Genomic DNA, 11604 nt, shown 5'->3' with positions numbered 1-11604 from the left:
GAGGCTTCGGCTACGACGTGGCAGCCGAAGCCTCGCGGCGCGATCAATGTCACGCGGCTTCGCGCGCATGGCGCGCTCCTACAGGGGTTCCCGAAGCCACTCGGCGCGGATTGATGTCACGCGGTTTCGCGCGCGTGGCGCGCTCCTACGGGGTGGCTTTCCAGTAGCCGGTGGCGCGGATCCAGTCTTTGGGGACGTTGCGCTGCTCGGCCAGGGAGATGCGCATGCGGCGGGCGCGGGCGGATTCGCAGGCGATCCACCAGAAGGTGTCGCCCTGCGGTGTCAGGCCGGCCAGGGCCTCTTCCAGCAGGTGACTGCTGGCGGCATCGGCGCCGTTGCGGGGCAGCCAGGTGATGCTGGCGTCGGCACGGGTGGAGAGTTCCTGCCGGTCGGCCTCTTCCGGAATTTCGATCAGGGCGGTCGCCTTCTTCCCTGCCGGCATTTCCTCCAGCCAGCGCGAGATCGCGGGCAGCGCGGTTTCGTCGCCGATCAGCACGTAGTGCTCGAAATCATCGGCGGCCACGAACGAGCCGCGTGGGCCGCCGAAAGCAAAGGCGTCGCCGGCCCTGGCCTGCTCGGCCCAGTTGCTGGCCGGGCCGTCACCATGGATCACGAAGTCGATCGCCAGCGTGCCGGCGACCGGATCGTAATGACGCGGGGTGTAGTCGCGGGCGGGCGACGGTGTCTTCCCTTCGGGAAACACCGGGCCGTCCGGACCGGGCGTGGGGGTGATGTATTCGCCCGCAGGATTGGGAAAAAACACCTTGATGTGGTCATCCGGCGCACTGCTGTGGAAGCCTTCCAACTCCGGGCCAGCCACGATAATCCGGCGCATGTGCGGGGTGAGATCGATGACTTCCCGCACCTGGAGCCGGCGGAAGACGAGGGGGTGCCGCACCATGCGGCTTTCGTGCTGGGTCATTGGCCGGCTCCGTGATCAGAAAGAGCCAACCATTCTAGAACCCCGGCGACCCGGCCACCCCCGACGTAACGGGGACGGAGCGTTCCTATCTGGAGATTTTCTTGAACGCGGTGAAGCCCAGGATGAAGAGCACCACCGCGATGATGATGGCCGCCCAGAACAGGAACTTGGCGATGCCCATCGCGGCACCGGCCATGCCGGTAAAGCCGACCGCACCGGCGATGAGGCCGATGATTGCGAAGATGATGGCCCACTTGATCATTGCGAATACTCCTGGTGACAGGCCGACCTGAATGGCCGACGACAACTGGAGTGTGGCAATGGCGGCGTGGGCCGCAGGTGAATGGCGGAACCGCCCGCGCTCAGACGTTGTTGCCCGCAAGAGCGCCGAGCTCGTCCTCGAGGTGGGAGAGCAGACGATGCATCCGCTGCAGGCGCGCCTTGCCCGGCGATGCGCCATCCAGCAGTACGGCCAGGCGACGCAAGCGGGCCGATTGCTCGCGGGCTTCGACTGCGGCAACCGGATCACGCTCGACAGTGCTGTGCGAGCCGGCCAGCGCGGTGGTGCCGGACAGGGCCCGTTCCAGCACCATGCGCAGGCGCTGGGCCAGTTCCACGTCGCGGTCGGCCCAGGGAATGGAGCTGCCCTGCACCTGTTCTTCCCAGGCGGCGAAGCTGGTGCGGGGACCCACCCGGTTGCCGGACGGATCCACCTGGAACGCCTGGTCGGGGCGTCCGGCCCAGGTCACGGTGCGGCGTTGTTCGCGGCGGAACAGCAGCAGCCAGTCATCCACGCCACGGCCCAGCGGCAGGGCCAGCACACCGCACGCGTCCTGTACGTCATCGTCTGGATTCCAGTCCTCGCCCCGGGCGGTGCATTCGGCAGTGGAGCGGCCGCGGTTGCGGACCCAGCGCAGCGCCGCATCGATACCACCGGGCGCGGGCACACTGCCATGCGCCAGGTGGCGTCCGCCCAGGTACAGGACGATGCCGTCCGCACTGACCGCCGCCAGCGCCGCATGCAGCGCGCTGGACAGGCCGGCCACGGGATCGTCGAGCCCGTGCAGGCGGGCTTCGACCAGGTCGCGCTGGACACGCATGCCCTCCTCGCGCTGGACCTGTTCGCGCAGCTCGTTGGCATCCAGGATCATCGAGGCATGGCGGCCCAGCAGATCCAGGGCCTGGCGGGTGCGCGGGCAGATTTCGCGCGGCGCGTGGTGGTGGCAGGCCACCAGACCCCACAGCTTGCCGTCCACGACCAGCGAGATCGACATGGACGCGGCAACGCCCATATTGCGCAGGTATTCCAGGTGCACGGGCGAGACGGTACGCAGCACGTCATAGCTCATGTCCAGCGGTGCCGACAGCTGCGGATCCTGATGAACAGGTGCGGGCGTATGGTTGACGTCGGCGATCGTGCGCACCCGGTTGCGCAGATACAGGGCCCGCGCCTGGGGCGGGATATCCGTGGCCGGGTAACGCAGGCCCAGATAGGAAGGCAGGTCGCCATCAAGCGCTTCGGCCAGCACCTCGCCGGAGGCGTCGGGAAGGAACCGGTACACCATCACCCTGGAGTAACCGGACAGCGCCTGCACCTGCTGGGCCAGCGACTGCAGCAGGCCGCTGGCGCCGTCCCTGTCCAGGGCCAGTACGGCCTGGTTCTCGTCCGGGCCGCTGTCGGAACCGGCCGGTTCAAGCTCGATGTGGATCAGGTCACCGTTGGCGTGCGCGCTGGCGTGGTACAGCGCCCCGAAGGCGCCGACGTTGCCCATGCCCGCCAGACGCGAAGGCCCGGGCTCGCGGTGGGCGATGGCTTCCGAGACAGGATCCAGCAGCGGCGTATCGATCACCGTGTTGATGGGCTGGCCCAGCAGTGTCTGCACATCGGTTTCGAACAGCTCGGCGGCGTTGGCGGAAGCGGCCACGATGCGGCCGCCGTGGCGCTGATACACCAGCAGCACGCCGGGCGGCTGGATGGCGCCGATGATGTGGATGGGCTCGGCCGCACAGGTGTCGATTGCACGTTGGAACGCCGGGTCTTTACTCATGCGGAGGCCTCCATGGCCTGGAGTTGGAAATGCACCAGCGCAAATCCGCGCCGGGCGCCACGCAGCGCTGCACTGGCAGCGCTGTCAGGCAGGGAATCGAGTGCGTTGCGGAAACGCGCCCAGCGGCGCGAGTCGGCGATATGGGCGTTGAGGAAGCTGCGGGCGCCGGCCAGGTGCGGATGGCGGGGCTGCAGCCGATCCAGGTCGCGGACCAGCAGGCGCGCACCAAGGGCGGAGCCTTCCACCACGTAGCAGCCGCCCAGCCATTCGGCCATCGAGCCGGCGGGTGCGGGCGCGTATTCGGATAGGGGCACTACTGGAGCGCCACTGCGGGCCAGGTGGGCGAGATCATCACGCAGTTGCTGGAGCCGGACCGGAGGATGCCAGGCGCTGTGCTCGTCCCACTCAGGCCGCCACGAATCATGCAGCCAGTGCACCAGGGGCAGCATGGCTGTCAGGTAACGGAAGTAGGTGTCCGGGCTGTCGAGGCCCTGGGGGAATGCGCTGTCCACCGAGTCGTGGGTGGTGCGGGTCGCGGTGCGAAGACTGGATGCCAGTCCAGCCGACCTTGTAGCGCCTGGCTGCATGCGGAGATGCTCTTGAGCGCGGCTGCGCGGCGCATTCATATAAACACCCGGGGTCAGGAGAGTGAAAGGTGTGTGTTGTGAAAGCTTCAGGAATGATAACGCGCACTCAGGCGCAAGCGTCGGGGGCGTAGCCCCGACCTACATGACGGCGAACATGGCCGGCTTCCGTAGGTCGGCCCTACGCGGCCGACTACCAGGTGACGAACATGGCCGGCTTCCGTAGGTCGGCCCTACGCGGCCGACTAGCTGCGCTGGCGGACGGCTTCGAACAGGGCGATGCCGGTGGCGACCGAGACGTTGAGACTCTCGAAGCCGCCGGGCATGGGAATGTTGACCAGGTGATCGCAGGTTTCGCGGGTGAGCCGGCGCATGCCGTCGCCTTCACCGCCGAGCACCAGGGCCACGTTGCCGATCAGGTCGGCCTTGTAGATGGGGGTGGTGGCATCGCCGGCCAGACCGTGGATCCAGACGCCCTGCTTCTGCAATTCGCGCAGGGTGCGGGCCAGGTTGGTCACGCGGACCACGGGGATGGTATCGGCGGCGCCGGCCGAGGTCTTGCGCACGGTGGCGTTGACCTGCACCGCCTTGTCCTTGGGGATCACCACCGCGGTGGCGCCGGCGGCGGCGGCGCTGCGCAGGCAGGCACCGAGGTTGTGCGGATCCTGGACGCCGTCGAGCACCAGCACCAGCGCCTTGCCCTCGGCGGCTTCCACCAGCTCGGTCAGATCATTTTCGTCCCAGGTCTTGGCCGCGGCGTAACGTGCCGCGACGCCCTGGTGGCGCAGTCCGCCGGCCACTCCGTCCAACGCCTGCTGGGTGACGCGGCGCACATCGATGTCCTTGCGCGCGGCATTGGATTCGATTTCGGCGATGCGCGGGTTCTTGGCGCCGGCTTCCACCAGCACCTCGCGCACGTTTTCAGCGTCGTGTTCCAGCGCAGCCGCCACGGCATTGATGCCGGCGATCCAGGGGGATTGTTTGGTCATCCGGCAATTGTATCCGCATGCGGTCCCGCGCCCACGTGGAACCGCCGCAACCGGCCCACCCGTAGGAGCGCGCCATGCGCGCGAAGCCGCGTGAATTGAATTGCGCGGCATGGCGCCGGACAGATCATTGCGGCCGACGCCACGGCGCATCGCGAAATGTCACGCGGTTTCGCGCGCATGGCGCGCTCCTACAGAGATGGTGCTCCGATTTACGTCAGTACGGTTTCTTCTTGCGCTTGGCAGGCTTGCCGCGTTCGGTCAGGTCCTTGGGCGGCTTCGGCTCCTTTTTCGAGACCTTGCCACCCTGCGGCTCGCCCTCTTCCACCAGGGCGAAGTCGATCTTGCGCTCCTCCAGGCTGGCCTTGAGCACGCGCACGCGGGCGCGGTCACCGAGGCGGTATTCGCGGCCGCGGCGGTCGCCGCTGAGGGTGCGGCGGATCGGATCGAAGCGGTAGAAATCGTGCGGCAGCTGGGTCACGTGGACCAGGCCGTTGACCTTGGATTCGTCCAGCTCGATGAACAGCCCGAAGCTGGTGACGCCGCTGATCACGCCGTCGAATTCGCCGCCCACGTGCTCTTCCATCCACGCTGCGCGGTAGCGGTCGTCGACCTCGCGCGAGGCTTCGTCGGCGCGCCGACCCTTCTCCGAGCTCTGCAGCGCCAGGCCCACCATCTCGCGATTGGTGTACGTGAAGCTGTGTGGCTGCTTGCCGGACAGCGCGTGCTTGATGGCCCGGTGCACCAGCAGGTCCGGGTAGCGGCGGATCGGCGAGGTGAAGTGGGCGTAGTGATCCAGCGCCAGGCCGAAGTGGCCGATGTTTTCCACCGAGTACACCGCCAGGCTCTGGCTGCGCAGCAGCACGGACTCCAGCAGCGTGCCCTCCGGACGCTCGCGCACGCGGTTGAGCAGCGCGGTGAAATCCTTCGGCCGTACCTTGGCCCAGGTCGGCAGACGCAGCTGGAACTCCTTCAGGAACTCCAGCAGGTCCAGGTATTTGGATTCCGGAGGCTTGTCGTGGATGCGGTACGGGGCCGGAATCTCGGTATCGAGCAGGAACTTCGCCGCCTCCACGTTGGCCGCGATCATGCATTCCTCGATCAGCTTGTGGGCGTCGTTGCGCACCAGCATGCCGGCACGGACCACCTCACCGGTGTTGTCCAGTTCGAAGCGCACCTCGGAGGTCTCGAACTCGATCGCCCCGCGCTTCTGTCGCGCCCGCGCCAGCACCTTGTACAACTTGTGCAGGGTGCGCACGTGCGGCAGTACGGCGCCGAGTTCCTTCTGCGCCTGCGGATCCTCCTCGCCCACCGCGTCCCACACCTGGGTGTAGGTGAGGCGCGCGTGCGAGTGCATCACCGCTTCGTAGAATTCAGACTCATGCACGGTGCCGTCGCGACCAACGCGCATGTCGCACACGAAGCACAGCCGATCGACCTTGGGCTTGAGCGAGCAGATGCCGTTGGAGAGCGTCTCCGGCAGCATCGGGATCACGAAGCCGGGGAAGTACACGCTGGTAGCGCGCAGCTGGGCTTCATCGTCCAGCGGCTGCTCCGGGCGCACGTAGTGCGACACGTCGGCAATGGCCACGATCAGGCGGAAGCCATCGCGATCGGCCTCGCAGTACACCGCGTCGTCGAAGTCCTTGGCGTCCTCGCCGTCGATGGTGACCAGCGGCAGGTGGCGGATGTCCTTGCGTCCGGAGATATCGGCCTGGGTGACTTCCACCGGGACCGCCGCGGCTTCGTCCAGCACCTCCTGCGGGAACTCGTACGGCAGGCCGTGGCCGTGGATGGCGGCTTCCACCACCAGCGACGGCTTGAGCACATCGCCTAGCACTGACAGGACGCGCCCGATCGGTGGGCGATGGGTATCGGGGGCATGGACGATCTCGCACACCACCAGCTGGCCGTGCCTGGCACCCTCGGTGGCGTCCTGCGGGATCTGCACGTTGCGCAGGACCCGCTTGTCGTCGGGCACCACGAAACTGATGCCGGATTCGGTATTGAAGCGCCCCAGCAGCCGCGTTGAACGGCGCTCCAGCACTTCCACGATCACCCCTTCGCGGCGGCCGCGCGAATCCATGCCGGACACGCTGGCCATCACCCGGTCACCGTGCATGGCCTTGCGCATTTCATACGGCGGCAGGAACAGGTCGTCGCCGGCGCCGGTATCGGGACGCATGAAGCCGAAGCCGTCGGGGTTGGCGATCACCGTACCGGCGATCAGCTCCACCTCGCCCGCGGGTACGTGGCCGCCGCGGCGGTTGCGCAGCAGCTGGCCGTCGCGAACCATGGCGCCGAGGCGCTTTTCCAGCGCGTCGAAGCGATCCGGCGCGGTGAGCCCGAGGATGTCCGCGATTTCTTCGGATTTGCGCGGGCCGTCGGCATCGGACAGCGCCTGCAGGATCGCCTCGCGGCTGGGGATGGGATTGGCGTAGCGGCCGGCTTCACGCTCGGCGTACGGATCCTGGAACCCGCCCTTGCCGGTGGCCGCGGATTCGGGCATCCAGGGCGGAAGCTTCTTGCCGCCGGTGCGCTTGGCACCCGCCGTGGAACGGGGAGCGCCGCCGGCGCTGCCGGGGGATTTTTTGTCGCGGCCGCTGCCGCGCTTGCTTGGTGGTTTTGACATTCGTCGGATGTTACACGGGACCCGTTCAGGCCGGAGTGATCGTTCACGGGGACCAGACGCGCGAAGGAGTGATGTATGCGTGCGGCGCGTCGGGACGGAACGTGTCGGTGGAGATGAGGATGGAAATTTTCGAAACGCCGCTGTGGGAAATCGTGGCCCGTGGAACGGTGGTCTATTTCGCCATCGTGATCATGCTCAGATTCACTCCCAAGCGGCAGACCGGGAGCCTGTCCCCCAACGACATGATCGCCCTGGTCATCATGGGCGGCATTGCCGGCGACGCGATCATGGGCGGAGGCACGGCGATGCCGGACCTGCTGCTGATGGTCGCGGTCATCATGGCGTGGGACTACATCGTCAATCTGGCGGAATACCGCTTCCCGCGCTTTCGCTGGATTTCCCAGGACTCCCCGACGCTGCTGATCCACAGGGGCGAGATGCTGCAGAACAACCTGCGCAAGGAGAAGCTGACCGAGGAGGAGTTGATCGCCAGCCTCCGCAAGCAGGGCGTTTCCGACGTCGCCAAAGTGCACCAGGCCATCCTGGAAGTGGACGGGCACATCAGCGTGCTGGAAAAGGAATGAAACGAAGGATGCGGCCGCGTTCCTCACGCCCACAAAAAACCCCGCTTTCGCGGGGTTCCTGTGTTTGCTGGAGCTGGTAAGGCTCCGGCTCTTGACTCGATTGGTGCCCAGGAGAGGACTCGAACCTCCACAGGGTTGCCCCCGCTAGCACCTGAAGCTAGTGCGTCTACCAATTCCGCCACCTGGGCGAGTCAAGCCGCATATGTTGCTGCGATTCGCTGAGGTTGTCAATGCCCTGTGATGAAACTTCCAGCACATGGATTAGCACATCGATCGGGCCCAGCGAGGAGGCGATTGTACGCGCTTACATGGGTCTTGTGGCAAGGCCCGAAGGCACTTCACGCCACCCTGCCGTTTGCGGCAGCAGAGTGAGTGGCGGGAAGGGAGCGGATGACCCCACCTACCGGAGGACAACGCAATGGTTCGCCAGACGACAACGCCGAAGAAAGACCTGGGCAGCGGCACCAACAAGCCGCCGAAGCCGGACGAAGGCAAGGACAAGGACACGGAGCGCCCCGACCAGCCGCAGCGCGATGAGCGCAAGGGCCGCGAGGACAATCGCTGAGATGCGATGACGCCGGCAGGCGCGATCAGCGGGCGGCCATTTCCCGCAGCCGCACCGGGTCGCGCAGCTCGATATGGTGGGGATGCTCGAAATAGAGCGTCCCCTCCTGTTTCAGCCGGCTGAAGCTGCGGCTCACCGTTTCAATGGTCAGGCCCAGGTGGTCGGCGATGTCGGCCCGGGTCATGGGCAGGTCCACGTGGTTCTCATTGCCACCCCGGCGATGCTGACGGGTGCTCAGATCCAGCAGGAAGACGGCCAGGCGCTCGACCGGCGTCATCCGCGCCAGGATCATCTGGTAGGACCGGGTGGTATCCAGCTCGCCGCAGGCGCGGTCGAACAGGTTTTTCTCGAACTCCGGAAAGCGCTCGCACAGGCTGCGCACGCTGGCATTGCTGAAGGCGCACAGCTGGGACTCGGTGACCGCCTCAATCGTGCCGCGGTAGTGGGTGGCGCTGCTGAAACCGATGAAATCGCCCGGCAGCAGGAATGCGGACACGAACCGTCGGCCGTCGGGCAACAGGCGCAGGTTGCGCATCATTCCGCTGACCACGGTATGCACTTCCCTGCGCGGATCGCCCTCGCGGGCCAGCACGCCGCCGGCAGGCAGGCGAATCTGGCTGCCCAGCTGTTCCAGCGTGCGGGCCTCTTCCACCGGAATGACCGAGCAGGCCGCCATCTCCCGGGCAACACAGCCGACACAATTGCCGGGCATGCGCTTGCGATGCGCACAGCCGTTGGCGCGGTTGGCGGCGACCGGCTCGACGCTTGGCGTTCCCTGGCTGGGCTGAGTGGGCATGGAGTGCTCCTGGGCAGCAGCCCATGATACAGCTGGTCACGCGTGGTTATCGGCGCTGCCGGAACCGCCGTAGAATTCACCTCCCCCCATCCGTGCAGTCACGATGACCGATCCAGTTCGCACCTCCTTCCACGGCTTCGAGCAGATTCCGCTGCGCGAGTACGCCGAGCGCGCCTATCTCGACTACTCCATGTACGTGGTGCTCGACCGCGCCCTGCCCTTCATCGGCGACGGCCTGAAGCCGGTGCAGCGGCGAATCATCTTCGCCATGACCGAGCTGGGGCTGGGTGCCGGGGCGAAGCCGAAGAAGTCGGCGCGCACCATCGGTGACGTGATCGGCAAGTACCACCCGCACGGCGACAGCGCCGCCTACGAGGCGATGGTGCTGATGGCCCAGCCGTTCTCGTACCGCTACCCCCTGGTGGACGGCCAGGGCAACTTCGGCTCCAGCGACGATCCCAAATCCTTCGCGGCCATGCGCTACACCGAATCGCGCCTGACCCCGATCGCGGAAATGCTGCTGTCCGAGCTGGGCCAGGGCACGGTGGACTGGACCCCGAATTTCGACGGCACGCTGCAGGAACCGGGCTGGATGCCGGCCCGCCTGCCGCACCTGCTGCTCAACGGCACCACCGGTATTGCGGTGGGCATGGCCACCGACGTGCCGCCGCACAACCTGCGCGAGGTGGTTTCGGCCTGCATCCGCCTGCTGGACGACCCGGACGCCACCGTGGCCGACCTGTGCGAGCACGTGCGCGGCCCGGATTACCCCACCACGGCTGAAATCATCACCCCGCTGGCCGATTTGCAGTCGATCTACGAGACCGGCACCGGATCGATCAAGGCCCGGGGTACCTGGGTGAAGGAAGGCCAGAACATCGTGGTGGACGCCCTGCCCCACCAGGTGTCGCCGAGCAAGGTGATCGAGCAGATCGCCGCGCAGATGCGGGCCAAGAAGCTGCCGTGGCTGGAAGACATCCGCGACGAGTCCGACCACGCCAACCCGACCCGGGTGGTGCTGGTGCCGCGCTCGAACCGGGTGGACGCCGAGCAGCTGATGGGCCATCTGTTTGCCACCACGGATCTTGAGCGCAACTACCGCGCCAACTTCAACGTGATCGGCCTGGATGGCCGCCCTCAGGTGAAAAACCTGCGAATGCTGCTGTCCGAATGGCTGCAATTCCGCACCACCACGGTGACCCGTCGCCTGGAGCATCGCCTGGAGCGCGTGGAGCGCCGCCTGCACCTGTTGGAAGGCCTGCTGGCCGCATTCCTCAACCTGGACGAGGTGATCCACATCATCCGCACCGAGGATGAGCCCAAGCCGGTACTGAAGGCGCGCTTCGAGCTGAGCGACGACCAGGTGGACTACATCCTGGAAACCCGCCTGCGTCAGCTGGCGCGGCTTGAAGAAATGAAGATCCGCGGCGAGCAGGATGAGCTGGCGAAGGAGCGCGAGCAGCTGGTAGGCATTCTTGGGAGCGGAGCCAAGCTGAAGGCGCTGATCAAGAAAGAACTGCTGGCCGATGCGGAAAAGCACGGCGATGACCGCCGCTCGCCGCTGGTGGCGCGCGGCGCCGCCCAGGCCCTGGACGAAACCGATCTGGTGCCGAACGAGCCGGTCACCATCGTGATGAGCAAGAAGGGGTGGGTACGCGCGGCCAAGGGGCACGAGGTGGATCCGGCTGGGATGAACTACCGCGAAGGCGACCAGCTGCAGGCCGCCGCGCGTGGGCGCAGCAACCAGACGGTGGCGTTCCTGGATTCCAACGGGCGCAGCTATTCCACCTTGGCCCACAGCCTGCCTTCGGCGCGCGGCAACGGCGAACCGCTGACCGGGCGTTTTTCGCCGGCGGCCGGGGCGTCGTTCGTGGCGCTGGCCAGCGGCGAGCCGGAGGCCCGCTTCGTGCTGGCCTCCTCGCTCGGCTACGGCTTCGTGACCCGTTTTGCGAACCTGGTAGGCCGACAGAAAGCCGGCAAGACCATGCTGACGGTGTCGGAAGGCGCTGCCGTGCTGCAGCCGGTGGCGGTGGACAACGTGGAAGCGGACCGGATCGTGGCGGTGACCAGCGCGGGCCATCTGCTGGCGTTCGCGGTGGCCGAGCTGCCGGAACTGGAGCGCGGCCGCGGCAACAAGATCATCGATATCCCCCGCGCCAAGCGCGGAACCGAGCAGGTGGTCGCGGTAGCCGTGGTGCCGCCCACGGGCACGCTGCAGGTCCATTCCCGCCAGCGCATCATGAGCCTGTCGTTCAAGGACCTTGAAACGTACCTTGGCAACCGCGCCTCCCGTGGCGGCCTGCTGCCACGCGGCTGGCAGAAGGTGGATGGCCTGTCTGTAGAAGGCTGAAGCCTTTTCAGTAGGAGCGGGGGGGGGGGGGGGGGGGGGGGGGGGGGGGGGGGGGGGGGGGGGGGGGGGGGGGGGGGGGGGGGGGGGGGGGGGGGGGGGGGGGGGGGGGGGGGGGGGGGGGGGGGGGGGGGGGGGGG

At 67.1% G+C, this 11604-nt stretch carries 10 protein-coding genes and 1 tRNA gene; 3 read left to right on the top strand and 8 right to left on the bottom strand.

All coding sequences use genetic code 11. The annotated features are described in order from the left end of the window. Positions 1 to 145: 145 nt before the first annotated feature. The 6 genes from WCE59_RS13660 to rnr form a co-directional block, all read right to left on the bottom strand. Entirely contained in the window at positions 146 to 922 is a 777-nt protein-coding gene (locus tag WCE59_RS13660) for a siderophore-interacting protein (RefSeq protein ID WP_449284179.1), read from the bottom strand. Positions 923 to 1007: 85 nt separating this feature from the next. Further along, positions 1008 to 1184 carry a DUF1328 domain-containing protein gene (locus WCE59_RS13655; RefSeq protein WP_343259324.1) on the bottom strand — a complete coding sequence of 59 codons (177 nt, stop codon included), beginning with the start codon at positions 1182 to 1184 and terminating at the stop codon, positions 1008 to 1010. A gap of 100 nt (positions 1185 to 1284) precedes the next feature. Continuing rightward, complete coding sequence (locus WCE59_RS13650; RefSeq protein WP_343259323.1) at positions 1285 to 2970, bottom strand: GAF domain-containing protein; 1686 nt, start codon at positions 2968 to 2970, stop codon at positions 1285 to 1287. Beyond that, positions 2967 to 3557 carry a biliverdin-producing heme oxygenase gene (locus WCE59_RS13645; RefSeq protein WP_343259322.1) on the bottom strand — a complete coding sequence of 197 codons (591 nt, stop codon included), beginning with the start codon at positions 3555 to 3557 and terminating at the stop codon, positions 2967 to 2969. The genes WCE59_RS13650 and WCE59_RS13645 overlap by 4 nt, the downstream gene beginning before the upstream one ends. 242 nt (positions 3558 to 3799) lie before the next feature. Then, entirely contained in the window at positions 3800 to 4543 is a 744-nt protein-coding gene (rlmB, locus tag WCE59_RS13640) for a 23S rRNA (guanosine(2251)-2'-O)-methyltransferase RlmB (protein WP_343259321.1), read from the bottom strand. Positions 4544 to 4757: 214 nt separating this feature from the next. Further along, the gene (gene rnr, locus WCE59_RS13635) at positions 4758 to 7172 is read right to left on the bottom strand and encodes a ribonuclease R (RefSeq protein ID WP_343259320.1); all 2415 of its coding nucleotides are present in this window, start codon (positions 7170 to 7172) and stop codon (positions 4758 to 4760) included. 119 nt (positions 7173 to 7291) lie between these two features. Here rnr and WCE59_RS13630 point away from each other — a divergent pair, with 119 nt between their 5' ends. Continuing rightward, the gene (locus WCE59_RS13630; protein ID WP_343259319.1) at positions 7292 to 7756 is read left to right on the top strand and encodes a DUF421 domain-containing protein; all 465 of its coding nucleotides are present in this window, start codon (positions 7292 to 7294) and stop codon (positions 7754 to 7756) included. 101 nt (positions 7757 to 7857) lie between these two features. Here the strand turns inward: WCE59_RS13630 and WCE59_RS13625 are convergent. Then, a tRNA-Leu gene (locus WCE59_RS13625) sits at positions 7858 to 7944 on the bottom strand. Between the two features lie 230 nt (positions 7945 to 8174). Here WCE59_RS13625 and WCE59_RS13620 point away from each other — a divergent pair. Next, the gene (locus WCE59_RS13620) at positions 8175 to 8321 is read left to right on the top strand and encodes a hypothetical protein (RefSeq protein ID WP_343259318.1); all 147 of its coding nucleotides are present in this window, start codon (positions 8175 to 8177) and stop codon (positions 8319 to 8321) included. A gap of 25 nt (positions 8322 to 8346) precedes the next feature. On the opposite strand, the gene WCE59_RS13615 is transcribed toward WCE59_RS13620, so the two are convergent. Continuing rightward, positions 8347 to 9117: a Crp/Fnr family transcriptional regulator gene (locus WCE59_RS13615; RefSeq protein WP_343259317.1), complete on the bottom strand. Its 771-nt coding sequence runs from the start codon at positions 9115 to 9117 to the stop codon at positions 8347 to 8349. 103 nt (positions 9118 to 9220) lie between these two features. Between WCE59_RS13615 and parC the strand changes: the two genes are divergently transcribed. Beyond that, a complete protein-coding gene (gene parC, locus WCE59_RS13610; RefSeq protein WP_343259316.1) occupies positions 9221 to 11467 on the top strand; it encodes a DNA topoisomerase IV subunit A in 2247 nt (748 codons plus the stop codon). Positions 11468 to 11604: the final 137 nt, after the last annotated feature.

The sequence above is a fragment of the Luteimonas qiangzhengi genome, from assembly GCF_039548515.1.
Taxonomy (GTDB): Bacteria; Pseudomonadota; Gammaproteobacteria; order Xanthomonadales; family Xanthomonadaceae; genus Luteimonas.
This window is presented reverse-complemented; position numbering and strand designations above follow the sequence as displayed.

What these genes read in the sequence shown, in the direction of transcription:
- WCE59_RS13660 (WP_449284179.1), bottom strand. Translation starts at nt 922, where the DNA reads ATGACCCAGCACGAAAGCCGCATGGTGCGGCACCCCCTCGTCTTCCGC.
- WCE59_RS13655 (WP_343259324.1), bottom strand. Translation starts at nt 1,184, where the DNA reads ATGATCAAGTGGGCCATCATCTTCGCAATCATCGGCCTCATCGCCGGT.
- WCE59_RS13650 (WP_343259323.1), bottom strand. Translation starts at nt 2,970, where the DNA reads ATGAGTAAAGACCCGGCGTTCCAACGTGCAATCGACACCTGTGCGGCC.
- WCE59_RS13645 (WP_343259322.1), bottom strand. Translation starts at nt 3,557, where the DNA reads ATGCAGCCAGGCGCTACAAGGTCGGCTGGACTGGCATCCAGTCTTCGC.
- rlmB (WP_343259321.1), bottom strand. Translation starts at nt 4,543, where the DNA reads ATGACCAAACAATCCCCCTGGATCGCCGGCATCAATGCCGTGGCGGCT.
- rnr (WP_343259320.1), bottom strand. Translation starts at nt 7,172, where the DNA reads ATGTCAAAACCACCAAGCAAGCGCGGCAGCGGCCGCGACAAAAAATCC.
- WCE59_RS13630 (WP_343259319.1), top strand. Translation starts at nt 7,292, where the DNA reads ATGGAAATTTTCGAAACGCCGCTGTGGGAAATCGTGGCCCGTGGAACG.
- WCE59_RS13620 (WP_343259318.1), top strand. Translation starts at nt 8,175, where the DNA reads ATGGTTCGCCAGACGACAACGCCGAAGAAAGACCTGGGCAGCGGCACC.
- WCE59_RS13615 (WP_343259317.1), bottom strand. Translation starts at nt 9,117, where the DNA reads ATGCCCACTCAGCCCAGCCAGGGAACGCCAAGCGTCGAGCCGGTCGCC.
- parC (WP_343259316.1), top strand. Translation starts at nt 9,221, where the DNA reads ATGACCGATCCAGTTCGCACCTCCTTCCACGGCTTCGAGCAGATTCCG.